The organism is Rhizobium sp. USDA 3886 (assembly GCF_056279785.1).
Map to the genome: position 1 here is coordinate 1,456,685 of NZ_JBWCDC010000003.1, position 15,447 is coordinate 1,472,131.

The window sequence follows — 15,447 nt, forward strand, 5'->3', positions numbered from 1 at the left end:
TCGCGTCCTCCCGCCATCGACACTTGCTTATTAGCAGAGCGAGATAATGGCGAGTATCGTAAAATTTCACGATGAATTGGGTTGCATCGATGGGCACAATACCGCTTTGTATCCGCCTGCCCGTGGAGCTTAGTGATTGCGAAACGGCTACGGGCGACCGGAATATGGTTCGAAAGCATACTCTTCCAAGTTCTTCCCGCAACAAGACCCGCGGGGGCCAGGGCGAGCTCGGCATCAGCGCAGGGGATGTAGAATTCGATCCAGATGATGTCTTGGGCACGAGAAACGCGATGTATGTGCCGGACGTGAGTCCCGGTTGGGCTTACGGAAAAAAGGTGCCAGCCGCAGGCAAGATTTGGAAGATCACTCCCCTTGAGGTTCTATGGCAAGTGAGGCTCACCGGACCTCGTGATCGATACCGAGACCACGGAATAGGGTGGCGGTTGCTGCTTTGTCCTTTCGCGGCATATAGCCCATCCCGGTCTGAATGGCATATCGCCACGCCGGCAAGATCGTCGAGACGGTTTGCAGCGCCGAGCGCTTCGAAGATCAAGACGGCTTGCCTCGAGTCCTTCTCGCGCTTTGCAGCTCCAATCTTATCGACCAGCCGTCGAGTGAAACGCCTATATATGCAATGCGTGGCCGAGTGCTTTGAGGGCTGCTTCCTGGATCGCTTCGCTGCGTGTTGGGTGGGCATGGATCGTGCCGGCGATATCCTCAAGGCGCGCGCCCATTTCCATCGCATGCGCGAAGGTCGCAGAAAGCTCTGAAACGCTGGCGCCGACGGCCTGCAGGCCTAGCACGAGATTGGTATCGGTGCGCGCAACCACGCGCACGAATCCTTCTTCCGAATACATCGTCATGGCGCGCCCGTTGGCGCTGAAGGGAAACTGGCCGACGCGGATGTCATAGCCCTGGGCACGGGCCTCGCCGGGTGAAAGACCCGCTGTGACGATCTCCGGATCGGTGAAGCAGACCGCTGGAATGCAACGCTTGTCCCAGGCCCGTTTCCGGCCGGCAACGATCTCGGCCACCATTTCGGCCTGTGCCATGGCGCGATGGGCAAGCATCGGCTCGCCCGTGACGTCGCCGATCGCATAGATGCCGCGCATTGAGGTACGGCAGCGCTCGTCGATCCGCAGGTAAGGCCCTGAACGGTCGAGATCGAGTTCTTCGAGGCCCGATCCTGCGGTTTTCGGTTTGCGTCCGACGGTAACGAGCATGCGGTCAGCCGGCAGCTGCTGTTCGTGCCCGTCCGCCGTCTCGACAAGGAGCGTGTCGCCGTTGCGGGAAGGGCCTTTCGCCTTTGCGCCCGTCAGCACGCGGATGCCAAGTTCGCCGAGCTTGCGTAGCACAGGGCGCACGAGATCGGCATCATATTGCGGCAGGATCTGCGGCATCGCCTCGACGACGGTCACCTCGGAACCCATCTTGGCAAAGGCGGTGCCGAGTTCGAGGCCGATATAGCCGGCGCCGACGACCACGAGCTTCTCCGGCAGATCCCTGAGCGACAGGGCCTCGGTCGAAGATATCACGCGGCCGCCAAACGGAAGGGCTGCGAGTTCGACCGGCTCCGAGCCGGTGGCGATGACCACGGTGTCGGCGCGGATGATCTGGGCGCCGGTCTCGGTCTCAACCTCCACGGTCTTGCCGTCGCGAAAGGCCGCGTGCCCGTGGACGATCTTGACATTCGCCTTGTGGAGCAGCGTCGATACGCCGCTGGTGAGCCGGCCGACGATGCCGTCCTTCCAGCCGATGGTCTTTGCAAGGTCGATGGCAGTGTCGCCGACCCGGATGCCGATCGGGCTCCTGCCGGCGGCCATGCGGCGGACGGCGGCGAACTCCTCTGCCGCATGGATGAGTGCCTTGGAGGGGATGCAGCCGACATTGAGACAGGTCCCGCCCGGCTTGCCGGTCTCGACGATGACGGTGTCGATGCCGAGTTGTCCCGCCCGGATGGCGCAGACATAACCGCCGGGACCGGCGCCGATGACGAGGAGCTTGCAGAGGATCTCTTTCATGGATCTCAGCTTTCGATGAAAATGAGTGCCGGCGTTTCGAGAAGAAACCGGATGCGCTGGACGAAGGTGGCCGCGTCCCATCCGTCGACGATGCGATGGTCGAAGCTGGAGGAGAGGTTCATCATCTTTCGCGGCACGAATTGCGTGCCGTCCCACACCGGGCGGACGGCGATCTTGTTGACACCGATGATGGCGACTTCGGGATGATTGATCACCGGCGTCGAGACGATGCCGCCGAGCGCGCCGAGGGAACTGATGGTGATCGTCGAGCCGCCGAGTTCGTCGCGTGTCGCCGAACCGGTGCGTGCTGCCTCCGCCAGTCTGTTCATCTCGCCGGCGCAATCCCAGATACTGCGTGCCTCGGCGTGCCGCACGACAGGCACCATCAGCCCAGCGGGCGTTTGTGCTGCAATGCCGATGTGGACGCCCGCATGACGGGTGAGCATGCCTGCGTGATCGTCGAAGGTGGCGTTGAGGTTCGGCTGTTCGCCAACCGCCTTGACGATCGCGCGCATCAGGAAGGGTAGGACGGTAAGCTTCGGCTGCTCCTTCTTGCGGTCGCGGTTCATGGTAGCCCTCAGTTCCTCCAACGCCGTCATGTCGATTTCCTCGACATAGGTGATGTGCGGAATGCGGGAGGCAGACAACGACATCTTCTCGGCGATGCGGCGCCGCAGGCCGGTAAGCTTGATCTCCTCGGTCGCAGTCTTCCTTGCCGGAGCTTGCGCCGGTAAGGGCACTGCGCCGCGCGCGAGAAACAGGTCGATATCCTCGCGCAGGATACGGCCGGCGGGACCGGTTCCCGTCACCTGCCTGAGATCGACCCCATGCTCCAGGGCAAAGAGCCGGACGGCCGGCGAGGCGAGCGGCTTTTCGGCAGGCATCGCTGCGGCTGTACGAGTCATGATCTCGGGTTTCGGTTCCGTTACCTTTACGGGTTCCACCGCAGGCGGCAATGGCTCAGCGGCCCTTGTGGACGTTATGGCCGCAGGGATTTCCGCCTGCACCTTGCCGCCTTCTCCGGCCGTCTCGATGCGCACCAGCGGCGCCTTGACGGCGATGCGGTCGCCGATCTCGGCGCCGAGCCAGACGACGGTTCCGGTAACGGGAGAGGGTATTTCGACCGTTGCCTTGTCCGTCATGACGGCGGCGATCACCATGTCTTCACGAACCGGGTCGCCGGCCTTCACGTGCCATTCGACGAGCTCGGCCTCGGCAACACCTTCGCCGACATCGGGCATCTTTATAACAAATTCGCCCATGACTCAGGCCTCCATGACTTCGGCAAGCGCCCCGCCCGACACGCGCCGGCCCCGGGAAATAGTCCCATTCCTGTGCGTGCGGATAAGGCGTGTCCCAGCCGGCAACGCGCACGACCGGCGCTTCCAGATGATAAAAGCAATGCTCCTGCAGCAGCGACACGACTTCCGCGCCGAAACCGGACGTAAGGGTTGCCTCATGGACGACGACGCAGCGGCCGGTCTTTGAGACCGACTGGACGATGGTGTCGAGGTCGAGTGGCAAGAGACTGCGCAAGTCGATCACCTCGGCATCGATGCCGGCATCTTCGGCGGCGGCAAGCGCCACATGCACCATCGTGCCATAGGCCACCACCGTCACCGCCGATCCGGCGCGCCGGATCTCTGCCTTGCCGATCGGGATCGTGTAATGGCCTTCCGGCACTTCGCCGAGCTCATGCTTCGACCAGGGGGTGACAGGGCGTTCGTGATGACCGTCGAAGGGACCATTGTAGAGCCGCTTCGGCTCCAGGAACATCACCGGGTCCGGATCCTCGATGGAAGAGATGAGCAGACCCTTGGCATCAAAAGGGTTAGAAGGCACGACGACCTTCAGGCCGCAGACATGGGTAAAAAGCGCCTCCGGGCTCTGGCTGTGCGTCTGGCCGCCGAAGATACCGCCGCCGGTCGGCATGCGCAGCACGATCGGGCAGGTAAAATCGCCATTCGAGCGGTAGCGGATGCGGGCGGCCTCCTGCGTGATCTGGTCGTAGGCCGGATACATGTAATCGGCGAACTGGATCTCGACGCAGGGTTTCAGTCCGTAGGCCGCCATGCCGATCGCCGCGCCGACGATGCCGGATTCGCTGATCGGCGTATCGAAGCAGCGCGTTTTGCCGTATTTCGCCTGAAGTCCTTGCGTGCAGCGGAAAACACCTCCGAAATAGCCAACGTCCTCACCGAAGACCACCACGTCGTCATCGCGCGCCATCGACACGTCCATGGCGCTGCGCACGGCCTCGATCATCGTCATCCTGGCCATGTCAGTATCCCGCCTTCTGCCGCTGGCGGCGGAGATGTGGCGGCATCTCCGCATAGACACCCTCGAAGATGTCGCGCACCGAAGGTCTGCCGCCGGCATGTAGCGTGCCGTGGTGCTCTGCCTCTTTCTGCGCCTCGATCACCTCGTCCATGATCTCGGCTTCAGCCTGTGTATGGCGTTCTTCGGACCACACGCCCTTGACGATCAGGTGTTTTTTCAGGCGAAGCACCGGATCGCCGAGCGGCCAGGCCTCGGACTCCGTCTTCGGGCGATAGGCACTCGGATCGTCCGACGTCGAATGGGCGCCGACGCGGTAGGTGACGTATTCGATTAGCGTCGGGCCGAGATTCCGCCTGGCGCGCTCGGCCGCCCAGCAGGCGACGGCATAGACGGCGAGGTAGTCGTTGCCGTCGACGCGCAGCGCCGGGATGCCGAAGCCGAGACCGCGGGCAGCGAAGGTGCCCGAACCGCCGCGGGCGATGCCCTGGAAAGTCGAGATTGCCCACTGATTGTTGACGATATTGAGGATCACCGGTGCCTTGTAGGTCGAGGCAAAGACCAGGGCGGAATGAAAATCGGATTCGGCCGTCGAGCCGTCGCCGATCCAGCCGGCAGCGATCTTGTCGTCGTTCTTGATGGCTGATGCCATCGCCCAGCCGACCGCCTGTACATATTGTGTGGCGAGGTTGCCGGAGACCGTGAAGAAACCATGCTCCTTCGAGGAATACATGATCGGCAGCTGGCGGCCGTGCAGCGGATCGCGCTCGTTCGAGAAGATCTGGTTCATCATCTCGACCATCGGGTAATCGTCGGCGATCAAAAGGCCTGCCTGGCGATAGGTCGGAAAGTTCATGTCGCCTGCGCGAAGCGCTTTTCGGAAGGCACAGCTGACGGCCTCCTCGCCAAGATGCTGCATGTAGAAGGAGGTCTTGCCTTGGCGCTGCGCCATCAGCATGCGGGCGTCGAAGGCGCGCAGCTTCATCATGTGACGAAGACCGGTGCGCAACTCCTCGTCGGAGAGCATGCCGGACCACGGACCTACCGCCTCGCCGTCGCGATTGAGGACGCGGATGATCGAATAGGCGAGATCGCGGACGTCTTCGGGTGCAACATCCACCTCAGGGCGCGGTACCGCGCCTGCCTTGGCGATCTTGACGTTGGAAAAATCAGGCTGGCCGCCTGGACGGACGGCGGGTTCGGGGACATGCAGGCTCAGCTGAGCGAATTCCGTCATATGGTCTCATTCCTCCCTTTGCCGCTTGCTCCTCTCCTCCAGGAACGGGACGGCACATGTTTGTGCTACAGATTGCGCGCAATCACCATGCGCTGCACGTCGCTCGTTCCCTCATAGATCTGGCAGATGCGGACATCGCGATAGATGCGCTCGACGGGATAGTCCGCCATATAGCCGTAGCCGCCGTGAATCTGGATCGCGTCGGAGCAGACACGCTCGGCCATCTCGGAGGCAAACAGTTTCGCCATCGACGCTTCCGAAAGACAGGGCAGGCCGTTTTCGCGCAATGCCGCTGCATGGAAGACAAGCTGGCGCGCCGCCTCGATCTGCGTCGCCATGTCGGCAAGGCGGAAGGCGACGGCCTGGTGTTCGACGATCGGCTTGCCGAAGGCGATCCGCTCGCGGGCATAGTCGCGCGCCGCCTCGAAGGCTGCCCGCGCCATGCCGACCGCCTGCGCGCCAATACCGATCCGCCCGCCTTCGAGATTGGCTAGTGCGATCCGGTATCCTTCGCCTTCCTCGCCCAGCCTGAATTCTGCCGGGATGCGCATGCTGTTGAAGGCGATCTGGCAGGTATCGGTCGAATGCAGACCAAGCTTTTCTTCGACGCGGACGACTTCGTAGCCGGGTGTGTCAGTCGGTACGATGAAGGCGGTTATGCCCTTCTTGCCGGCCTTTGGATCGGTGACGGCAAAGACGATGATGATCTGGCCATTCTTGCCCGAGGTGATGAACTGCTTGGCGCCGTCGAGCACATAATGATCGCCGTCGCGGCGGGCGCGGCTGCGCAGGTTGGAGGCATCCGAGCCCGCCTGCGGTTCGGTGAGCGCGAAGCCGCCGATCCATTCGCCGCTCGCAAGCCTCGGCAAGAAGCGCTGCTTTTGCTCCTCGCTGCCGAATTTTAGGATCGGTACGCAGCCAACCGAACTGTGGACGCTCATGATGGTCGAGCACGGCCCGTCGCCGGCCGCGATCTCCTCAATGGCCGCGGCATAGGCGACGGTGCCGGTGTCGGAGCCGCCATAGGCTTCCGGAACCAGCATTCCGAGCATTCCGAGCTCGCCCATCTCCTTGAGTTCGTCGCGGGGATAGGTGTGCTCGCGGTCGCGGGCAGCCGCGCCCGGCGCTAAGCGCTCGCGGGCAAAATCGCGGGCGAGATCGCGTATTTGCTGCTGCACATCGGAAAGAATCATGTGCTTTCCTCCCCGGTGTCCGTTAGTGCCGCTCGACGGCGAGTGCGGTTGCCTCACCGCCGCCGATGCAGAGTGCGGCCATGCCGCGCTTCAGGCCGTATCGCTCAAGGGCCGCAAGCAGTGTGACGATAATGCGTGCTCCCGATGCGCCGATCGGATGGCCAAGGGCGCAGGCGCCACCATGCACGTTGACCTTGTCGTGCGGCAGATGGAGATCGCGCATCGCCGCCATGGCAACGACGGCGAAAGCCTCGTTGATTTCGAAAAGATCGACGCTCTCAAGCGACCAGCCGGTGCGATCGGCAAGCTTCTGAAGCGCGCCGACCGGAGCGGTTGCAAAGAGATTGGGTGCCTGCGAATGGGTGGCCTGGCCGGTGATCGTGGCAAGCGGCTGCAATCCGCGGCGTTCGGCTTCCGAGCGGCGCATCAGGACGAGGGCCGCCGCACCGTCGGAAATCGAGCTTGAATTGGCCGCGGTCACGGTCCCGCCTTCGCGGAAGGCAGGCTTCAGGGTAGGGATCTTGTCGAGCTTCGCCTTGCCCGGCTGCTCGTCGCGGTGGACTGCCTGATCGCCTTTGCCTACCTTGACGACCACTGGCGTGATCTCTTCGTCGAAATAGCCGGCCTCGATCGCTTTCTGGGCCCGCGTCAGAGAGGCGATCGCATAGCTGTCCTGAGCGGCGCGCGTGAATTGATAGGCCTCGGCGCAGTCTTCCGCGAAGGTGCCCATCAGACGTCCCTTGTCATAAGCATCCTCCAGCCCGTCGAGGAACATATGATCGACAACGCGCCCGTGGCCGAGCCGGTAGCCGCCACGTGCCCGATCAAGAACATAGGGCGCATTCGTCATGCTTTCCATGCCGCCGGCGATCGCCACCGAGGCGTTTCCTGCGGCAATCAGATCATGAGCGATCATCGTGGCCTTCATGCCAGAGCCGCACATCTTGTTGACGGTACTGGCGCCGGTCGAAAAGGGAAGGCCGGCTCCGATCGCCGCCTGTCTTGCCGGCGCCTGACCCTGGCCGGCGGTCAGAACGCAGCCGAAGACCACCTCATCGACGGCTTCGGCCTCGATGCGGCTGCGTGCCAGTGCGGCCCGTATTGCGGCGGCTCCAAGTTCGGGCGCCGCAGCGTCCTTAAGCTCGCCCTGAAATCCGCCGATCGGCGTGCGTACCGAGCCGACAATCACGACAGGATCCTGCAATGGCATTTTATACCTCCTGGGCGGCGCTTACTGCGCACCCATCCTCAATGCACCGTCGAGGCGGATGACCTCGCCGTTCAGCATGACGTTCTCACATATATGGCGCACCAGGGCGGCGAATTCAGCAGGACGGCCGAGCCGCGGCGGGAAGGGCACGCTCCTGCCGAGCGATTCGCGAACCTCAGAAGGCATGCCGGCCATCATTGGTGTTTCGAAGATGCCGGGAGCGATCGACACGACGCGAATACCGCAGCGGGCAAGCTCGCGGGCGATCGGCAATGTCATGGCGGCCACACCGCCCTTGGAGGCGGAATAGGCCGCCTGGCCGATCTGACCGTCGAAGGCGGCGGCAGAAGCGGTGTTGATGATCACGCCGCGCTCACCTTCGCCATCCGGCTCCTGTTGCTGGATGGCGGACGCGGCAAGGCGGATCATGTTGAAGGTGCCGATCAGATTGATGCCGATCGCCTGCGAAAAGCTCTCGAGCCGATGCGGCCCATCGCGCCCGACGACTTTTTCGGCCGGGGCGACACCGGCGCAGTTCACGAGCCCACGCAGGCCGCCGAAGGCGTCGGTCGCCGTCGCGACAACACGCGCGCCGTCTTCCTCGCTCCTCACGTCGGCACGCACGTACGAGACCTCGGCGCCGAGTTCTGCGGCGATCGTCTCACCCGCCTCTTCATTGAGATCGGCAATGACGACGCGCGCGCCGCACGCGACCAACATCCTTACGGTTGCCGCGCCGAGACCGGATCCGCCGCCGGTGACGATGAAGGTTGCTCCAGGAATCAGCATGGATCATCTCCCACAGCCCTACGATGCTCCTCTCATGTAGTGCCCAGCCAGAATAACACGGACTGTATGTCGTCCCACTATTGCAAGCGATGACAAAACTGCTTCATATTTTCGGACAAATTTACCACAGGGAGAGGAAGACGACGATGGCCGAACTCGAAAGGCGCATGATTGCACCGGGATTCGTCGAAGAGGCACTCGAAAGTCTGCGTAGGATGGGGAAACCGACGGCGCCGCTCCTTTCAGCGCTCGGACTGCCGCCGCGTGTCGATCAGCCGATATCGGCCGAGCGTTACGGGGCATTGTGGCTTGCGATTGCTGCCGAGCTCGATGATGAATTCTTTGGAATGGGCGGAAGGCCGATGCGTAGCGGAAGCTTTACGCTGCTCTGCCACTGCGTGCTGCATGCTCCGACCCTCGGCCAGGCGTTGCGCCGGGCGCTGCGCTTCCTCAATGTCGTCCTTGAGGATCCGCGGGGCGAACTCGTCGTCCGCGACGGCTTGGCGCAGATCATGCTTCAGGATGCCGGCGAGGCTCGCTCGGCATTCGCCTATCGTACGTACTGGATCATTCTGCATGGAATTACCTGCTGGCTGGTGGGGCGCCGTATCCCGATTCGGCTCGTCGATTTCCGGTGCGCCGAGCCGAAGCAGGGAGCCGACTACCGGCTCTTCTTCGGTGCCCCTGTCCGGTTTTCTCAACCCGTCAGCCGGCTCGGCTTCGACAGCGCCATGCTGCAGCTGCCGGTTTCACGGACCGTACATGCGCTGAAACAGTTCCTGCGTGGCGCACCTGCAAATATCCTCGTGCGCTATCGCTACGATGCCGGGCTCGCTTCGAGCGTTCGCCTCAGGCTGGGGAGGCTGCCGCCGCCGGCCTGGCCGAGTTTCGTGGAGCTTGCAGCGAAGATGCGCATGCCGCCTTCCACCCTGCGCCACCGGCTGAGTGACGAAGGACAGAGTTATGCCGGCATCAAGGATGACATCCGCCGCGACATGGCCATCGACCTTTTGCTCAACACGCCGAAGACGATCGGCGATGTCGCCGCGCAGCTCGGCTATTCCGAGCCCAGCGCCTTCTTCCGGGCGTTCCGCAAATGGATGTCGAAGAGCCCGGACGCCTTTCGCCGGGAGAGCGGGCAGGCGGTACCGACCACGTAGCCGCCGGCGCCGGATCGTCGCTATCAGCCAATCAAGATCGCCCTGAAATCGTTGACATTGGTGCCCGTGGGGCCAGTCTCAAAGAGATCGCCGATAGCCCGGAAGGCCGAATAGCTGTCGTTGCCGTCAAGCAGGCGACGGGGATCGAGGCCGCTTTCGCGCAGGCGCCTGACGGTTGTACCATCGGCAAAGGCGCCGGCATTATCCTGCGAGCCATCGATACCGTCGGTGTCGGCTGCCAGGAGATGGATGCCGTGGCCGTCGATCGCGAGTGCTGCGGCAAGCGCGAATTCTCCGTTGCGCCCGCCTTTGCCGCCTTTGGCGCGCAGCGTAACCGTCGTCTCGCCGCCGGAAAGGATGACCACCGGCTTTTCGAACGGCCGGTTGCGGCCAAGCACCTCGCGGGCGATCGCCGCATGGACCAGCGCGACATCGCGGGATTCGCCCTCGATCGAATCCGACAGGATCACGGGGCTGATTCCATTGGACTTCGCCAGTTGAGCTGCCGCCTCGAGCGACACGCCGGCAGAGGCAATGATGTGGTGCGTGTGCGTGGCAAAGACCGGATCATCCGGGTCGGGGGCATCAGCTTTCGGCGAGGCGAGATGGGCAAGGGCTGCCTGGGGTAACTTCAGGCCATACTGCCGGACGATCTCGATCGCGTCATACCTTGTTGAGCCATCGGCAACGGTAGGACCCGAGGCGACATAGGCGGGATTGTCGCCGGGGATATCCGAGACTATCAGACTGACAACGCGTGCCTTCGTTGCTGCCGCGAGCCGCCCGCCCTTGATGGTGGAAAGATGTTTGCGCACGACGTTCATCGCCGAGATCGGCGCGCCGGAGGCGAGCAGCATTTCGTTGAGCGCGATCTCATTACCGAGCGTCAGGCCTTCTGGCGGTGCCGGCAGAAGCGCTGAGCCGCCGCCGCAGATCAGTGCGATGACCAGGTCGTTCCGCGTAAGGTTCTTCACGGCATCGGTCAGCCGCCTCGATGCAGCAAGTCCCGCGGCATCCGGCACTGGATGGGCCGCTTCGATGATCTCGATCTTCTGCGTTTCGCAGCCATAGCCGTAGCGCGTCACGACCACGCCATCGAGCGGCCCGTCCCAGACGCTTTCAAGCGCGCGCGCCATCTGCGCTGCGCCTTTGCCGGCGCCGACCACCACTGTGCGGCCTCTCGGCCTTGCGGGCAGGTGCGCCTTGATGCCTGTCAGGGGGTCGGCGGCACGAACGGCGGCGTGAAACAGCGACGTCAAAAAGCTGCGGGGGGATGAAACAATCACACGACAATCTTTCGAATCTCAATCGCCGGGCAGCTTTCGCGCGTCGGCATCTCCTCGAGCTGCAGCTTCCAAGAGATTGGCAGCTTAGGCAAGGTGATTTGATCAATTTTGTATCGCATGATCGCCAAAGCGGGCGTCGCTGGACCACGGGGCGTTTCGTCTGTCGCAGCCTTGGTATTCGCGAGGATGAACTTCGGATATTACCAGCTGCCGGCGGCCGTATTCGCTCCGACGTCATTGGACGGATCATCGTTGCGGATAAGGCCTTCCGAGCCGCCTTGAAGGTTATTGTTACGGATCACGTTGTGCTGCGCGAAATCAAGGCTGCTGACGCTGCTCCCGTAGGGATGTGCCGGGTCTTTAAAGCAATAGCTGCTGTTGCCGTTGCGCGAGTTCAGCCAGACTGCGGGCTTTGCGCCGAACGATGGCCCGTAGCGGAACGTGTTTCCCGTGATTTGATTGAACTGCGGCTTCTGGTGGCGGATGACGCCACCTTCTCCGCAGTTCCGGTACACGAATATGCCGCCGTTTTCGGGGTGTTCGAATGTATTGCCGGTGATCTTATTGCTGGCCGAGCCGTCTATGGCAATCAGTTCCCGCTTTTCGGTGACGATACTGAAAACGTTGTTGCTGATCGTGTTGTTGGCGGACTCTGCATCAAGGTAGATCGCGACAGACGTCGATTTGCCGCCAACCCTCGAGTTGACGAGAGCAGCATCCGTCACGCCAGGCCCGATATAGAGAGGAATGCCGCCGGGAGCATTGAAAGCCACATTCTCCAACCGCACGTTTTTTGGGGCGGATGCTTGAGCGAATGCCATGTGACTGGCCGACAGCGATGATGCTTTCATGACCTCGCCGTTGCCGTTCTCGCCGAGACCATAAACGCGGACAAATCCGTTTATCTTGCAGTTGCGGATGGTGACGCTGGTCGGCGCGTCCCATGGCCCAGAGGCGGTCTTCTTCGAACGAACGATGATCGCCGTCTTTTGCTGCCGCGATCCGCCGGAGCTGACATCGATGGTTCCTCCTCCGCAATCCAGCAGCGATCCGGACGCAGCCCCTCCTTCGAACACAAGGGGGTGATTGACGATATCCGCCGCCGACAGCTGTACGCTGCAATTAATCGTGACGGGGTTTGCACCTGGGGTTTTCAGCCTGGTGTGAACGTCGGCGCCGCAGGCCGGTGCCTGGTTTGCATTCTGCGCAGGCGGTGTCGTCGGAATTGTCGGTTCGGTTGATGGATCGATGGGCTGGCCGGTGTCGACTTGGTGGTTGGTCGGATAGCGGGTCGGTTCACGAAACGTGGCGTCCGCGACCATGGCAAGATCGCTTTGGCAGCCTCCCAGAATAAGCCCGATCAGCATCAGGCTTGAGGACTTTGTGGGGCGCATGCTCGTCTCCAGTCGTGGTTCCGCCCCACTCAGATAGAGGCTTATGCTTAACGGAACATAAATTGTGCGCTTGGCCTCTTCCCAGAGATGGTCGTGATGGAGTTCGAGCTTCGCAAGAAGGAAACCATTGGCGGACTTTCGGAAAATCTCCGTCTTGTATCATCCGCATCCAGGACACGACCAGTCCTGACGGGCTTCGAGGGATGGGCCGTCTCGAGGTCGATGCTTTGAAAGTGGAGCGAAATACTACGATGAGCTGTTGATGCGGCTCGAAATTGGTCACAGGCAGACAGAACCCAGTGGAGAGGCGAGTGGCTCGCTATCGCCAAAACTGCTTGGCGTCGAGAATGTCGTCCACCGAATCTTGCGCCTTACCGATAAGAACATCTTTGTCGGCGTGAGATAGGACGCTGTCGCGAGCTGGATGGTCGGCCAGAGAGTACTTCTTGAGGACATCCGGCCCCGTCGCAAGGTCGTTGAGCGCGCCCAAATCATCCTGGAGATCCGCCATGGCGGCGATGAACTTCTTGTACCGCCGTGCCCCACGCTTGCTGTCAAACAGAGAACCGAAGAATTCCGCCGCGTAGCGAAGCTTCTTTGCGTCCTTTCGAACCTCATGACGATGCTCGTCGTCGACGGAGGCCAGCGCTCTGCCGTGCTTCTTCAGCTTCTTTCTCAATCTGTCGAGTGCCTCGACGGCAAACTCCGACGCCGAGGGATCCTGATCAGCCGCGTCCTTCCTCTCGAGGTATTCGCCGCACTGAAGCCAGTCATTGAAATCGAGCGCGAGTGCCCGAGCGCGCGACGAGTTCAGCGCCCCGATCGCATCGCCGTACGCGTCTCTGCGAGCGTCTGTCAGCTTGCTCACCAGATCGGCGTCCTTAGCCTTCGCGAGCAGGACGTCGATGTTGCGGGCTTCGCCTAGTACGCCGGCCAGCCATCGCATCTCGGCGTTCAGTCGCCCTGGCTCCTCGCGCGACAGGATCGGCTTGAATAGCGAAAACGCCGAACGCAAACGCCGGAGCGCCACGCGAGCCTGGTGCAGGGCTTCCGGATTGCGTCGATGCAAGAGGACGTCCTCATTGAGGCGGAACTGCCGGAAGCAGGACGAGGCGATCGTCTGGAAGGCCGCCACGGCCGGCATGTTGCGGTCGAGATCGAGACCCTCCGCCTTGAAGACGGACCTCTGCTGATCAACGAGCGCGAATCCCTTTTCCGACTTGGAGCGGACACCGAACCGGGACGGGACGATTCCGTCGACCTTACGCGCGAGGATGAACAAGTCTTTTCGGTCGCCATCTTTCAGTTCGAGTTCGACTTCACGGATGGCCGATTGTCTGTCGCCGGACACGGCCTCGCCCTGATCGACCACGACCTCGATTAGCGACCCGTTCTCCTTCACGTTCCAGATGCGTCGTTCCACATCGACGTCGAATACCGGCTCTACGGCGAGGTCGCTCCCGAACTCGCTCAACAGCGGGCTCGAATGGTCGAGAACGGGTTCCTCCCCGTCGATGGGAGTTTCCCATTCCGACCGCGCAAAGAGGGACTTGCTGGGTCCGGTGGCTTTCACCGTCTGCATGCGGGCGGCCCCGCTTCGCCGGATGCGGAGTGAGAAGCCTTCCTGGAAGAGCCTGCGCTCGACGGTGTCGAAGTAGGTCGACGACTGCTCCAGAATCGTCTCCGGTTCGCCGAGAAGGTCGGAACCAAGAAGAGACTCCAAGGCTTCGGTTGACAGTTCAAGCTTGATTTCGATTTCGGACGACAAGGTGGACTCCGACTGTTAAGGGGGACGGTCGTCAACGTTGAGGCTGTTGTCACAGGCTGATGTTACACCGATTTATCAACGGGTCCTATGTTTCTAGCAGCATGATGAAGGCGATGCTTGAGGAAGAACACCGAACTGCTGCAGGTGCCAGTCCCCTCGCGCGCGACGTCCGACAGGCAGGTGCGATCTGTTATCGTCGAAACAAGAACGGCGACCTCAGGATCCTATTGGTCGGAAGCCGCCGGAACGGACGGTGGGGCGTTCCCAAGGGACACCTCGATCCTGGCGAAACAACCGCGGCAGCAGCGCTACGCGAAGCATTCGAGGAAGCCGGCGTCGAAGGCTCGGTCGATCCGGACGTCTTCGGTTCGTTCTCGTACCGGAAGGACAGCACCCCGCATCGATACAGTGTTTCCGTCCATCTGCTCGAGGTCTCCCGCATGACGACGGAGTTCCCTGAAAAGGCAATGCGGAAGCAGAAGTGGTTCCCGCTCAAGATTGCCATTCGAGACGTCGCCCAGCCGGGGCTGCGGACGCTCCTTCAACGCCTGCGATAGACACCAAGCCCGTCAGGGCGAGGCGAGGGAGGCTGAGACGCGCTCCCGCTCTGTGACCACACGTCATCTTGCTACAAACGTGCCAAACTTGTAGCAACGCCCGGCCGGGTTGCCGGCTCTGGATCTTTAGGAGCGCACCAAAGCATCATGGACGCCGAACATCGTCTCGCGACGTATGGAAGCCTCGCGCCCGGCGAGGTCAATCACGGACAGCTCGACGGCCTTCGCGGCACATGGCGAAAAGGCACTGTTCGTGGACGACTTCTCGAGGCCGGATGGGGAGCGGGGATAGGCTTTCCCGGTCTCGTGCTCGATGACGAAGCCTTCGAAGTCCCTGTTTCAGTATTCGAATCCCCGGACTTTCCGGAACACTGGAAGCGTCTCGACGAGTTCGAGGGCGACAGCTATCAGCGCGTCATCGCCACGGTCACGGTTGGAGGCCAGCACGTTAAAGCATTCGTCTACGCATTGGCGAAGATGACCTAACTAGGCGTTCATTCGGTCGAACGGACATCGTCCTCTCCGGCATTCAGCATCGCGGCCAATGTTCCGCAG

The 15,447-nt window shown here is 62.0% G+C and carries 12 protein-coding genes and 1 pseudogene; 3 read left to right on the forward strand and 10 right to left on the reverse strand.

Translation table 11 applies throughout. The features are described from left to right. Positions 1–623 precede the first annotated feature (623 nt). The 7 genes and pseudogenes from lpdA to ACZ9BX_RS29920 form a co-directional block, all read right to left on the reverse strand. Positions 624–2,021, reverse strand: a complete 1,398-nt coding sequence (gene lpdA / locus ACZ9BX_RS29890) for a dihydrolipoyl dehydrogenase (protein WP_476221857.1) — start codon at positions 2,019–2,021, stop codon at positions 624–626. 5 nt (positions 2,022–2,026) lie between these two features. Next, positions 2,027–3,283: a dihydrolipoamide acetyltransferase family protein gene (locus ACZ9BX_RS29895; protein ID WP_476221858.1), complete on the reverse strand. Its 1,257-nt coding sequence runs from the start codon at positions 3,281–3,283 to the stop codon at positions 2,027–2,029. 3 nt (positions 3,284–3,286) lie between these two features. Next, a pseudogene (locus tag ACZ9BX_RS29900) lies at positions 3,287–4,301 on the reverse strand (alpha-ketoacid dehydrogenase subunit beta). A gap of 1 nt (position 4,302) precedes the next feature. Then, complete coding sequence (locus ACZ9BX_RS29905) at positions 4,303–5,535, reverse strand: thiamine pyrophosphate-dependent enzyme (protein WP_476221859.1); 1,233 nt, start codon at positions 5,533–5,535, stop codon at positions 4,303–4,305. Positions 5,536–5,600: 65 nt separating this feature from the next. Continuing rightward, positions 5,601–6,728, reverse strand: a complete 1,128-nt coding sequence (locus tag ACZ9BX_RS29910; RefSeq protein ID WP_132563486.1) for an acyl-CoA dehydrogenase family protein — start codon at positions 6,726–6,728, stop codon at positions 5,601–5,603. Between the two features lie 22 nt (positions 6,729–6,750). Next, complete coding sequence (locus ACZ9BX_RS29915; protein WP_476221861.1) at positions 6,751–7,938, reverse strand: acetyl-CoA C-acyltransferase; 1,188 nt, start codon at positions 7,936–7,938, stop codon at positions 6,751–6,753. 21 nt (positions 7,939–7,959) lie between these two features. Continuing rightward, on the reverse strand, positions 7,960–8,727 hold the full coding sequence (locus tag ACZ9BX_RS29920; protein WP_476221863.1) for a 3-hydroxyacyl-CoA dehydrogenase: 768 nt from the start codon (positions 8,725–8,727) through the stop codon (positions 7,960–7,962). 89 nt (positions 8,728–8,816) lie between these two features. Between ACZ9BX_RS29920 and ACZ9BX_RS29925 the strand changes: the two genes are divergently transcribed. Beyond that, on the forward strand, positions 8,817–9,887 hold the full coding sequence (locus tag ACZ9BX_RS29925; protein WP_476221864.1) for an AraC family transcriptional regulator: 1,071 nt from the start codon (positions 8,817–8,819) through the stop codon (positions 9,885–9,887). 23 nt (positions 9,888–9,910) lie between these two features. Here ACZ9BX_RS29925 and ACZ9BX_RS29930 read toward each other — a convergent pair whose 3' ends face one another. The 3 genes from ACZ9BX_RS29930 to ACZ9BX_RS29940 form a co-directional block, all read right to left on the reverse strand. After that, on the reverse strand, positions 9,911–11,173 hold the full coding sequence (locus ACZ9BX_RS29930) for a glycerate kinase type-2 family protein (RefSeq protein ID WP_476221865.1): 1,263 nt from the start codon (positions 11,171–11,173) through the stop codon (positions 9,911–9,913). A gap of 200 nt (positions 11,174–11,373) precedes the next feature. Continuing rightward, positions 11,374–12,567, reverse strand: coding sequence for a NosD domain-containing protein (locus tag ACZ9BX_RS29935; protein ID WP_476221866.1), 1,194 nt, complete (start codon positions 12,565–12,567; stop codon positions 11,374–11,376). Between the two features lie 319 nt (positions 12,568–12,886). Continuing rightward, a complete protein-coding gene (locus tag ACZ9BX_RS29940) occupies positions 12,887–14,335 on the reverse strand; it encodes a CYTH and CHAD domain-containing protein (protein WP_476221868.1) in 1,449 nt (482 codons plus the stop codon). A 113-nt stretch (positions 14,336–14,448) separates the two neighbouring features. Here ACZ9BX_RS29940 and ACZ9BX_RS29945 point away from each other — a divergent pair, with 113 nt between their 5' ends. Then, entirely contained in the window at positions 14,449–14,892 is a 444-nt protein-coding gene (locus tag ACZ9BX_RS29945; RefSeq protein WP_476221870.1) for an NUDIX hydrolase, read from the forward strand. 147 nt (positions 14,893–15,039) lie between these two features. Beyond that, on the forward strand, positions 15,040–15,378 hold the full coding sequence (locus tag ACZ9BX_RS29950; RefSeq protein WP_476221872.1) for a gamma-glutamylcyclotransferase family protein: 339 nt from the start codon (positions 15,040–15,042) through the stop codon (positions 15,376–15,378). Positions 15,379–15,447 lie beyond the last annotated feature (69 nt).

What these genes read in the sequence shown, in the direction of transcription:
- ACZ9BX_RS29925 (WP_476221864.1), top strand. Translation starts at nt 8,817, where the DNA reads ATGACAAAACTGCTTCATATTTTCGGACAAATTTACCACAGGGAGAGG.
- ACZ9BX_RS29935 (WP_476221866.1), bottom strand. Translation starts at nt 12,567, where the DNA reads ATGCGCCCCACAAAGTCCTCAAGCCTGATGCTGATCGGGCTTATTCTG.
- ACZ9BX_RS29895 (WP_476221858.1), bottom strand. Translation starts at nt 3,283, where the DNA reads ATGGGCGAATTTGTTATAAAGATGCCCGATGTCGGCGAAGGTGTTGCC.
- ACZ9BX_RS29905 (WP_476221859.1), bottom strand. Translation starts at nt 5,535, where the DNA reads ATGACGGAATTCGCTCAGCTGAGCCTGCATGTCCCCGAACCCGCCGTC.
- ACZ9BX_RS29920 (WP_476221863.1), bottom strand. Translation starts at nt 8,727, where the DNA reads ATGCTGATTCCTGGAGCAACCTTCATCGTCACCGGCGGCGGATCCGGT.
- ACZ9BX_RS29910 (WP_132563486.1), bottom strand. Translation starts at nt 6,728, where the DNA reads ATGATTCTTTCCGATGTGCAGCAGCAAATACGCGATCTCGCCCGCGAT.
- ACZ9BX_RS29915 (WP_476221861.1), bottom strand. Translation starts at nt 7,938, where the DNA reads ATGCCATTGCAGGATCCTGTCGTGATTGTCGGCTCGGTACGCACGCCG.
- ACZ9BX_RS29950 (WP_476221872.1), top strand. Translation starts at nt 15,040, where the DNA reads ATGGACGCCGAACATCGTCTCGCGACGTATGGAAGCCTCGCGCCCGGC.
- ACZ9BX_RS29945 (WP_476221870.1), top strand. Translation starts at nt 14,449, where the DNA reads ATGCTTGAGGAAGAACACCGAACTGCTGCAGGTGCCAGTCCCCTCGCG.
- lpdA (WP_476221857.1), bottom strand. Translation starts at nt 2,021, where the DNA reads ATGAAAGAGATCCTCTGCAAGCTCCTCGTCATCGGCGCCGGTCCCGGC.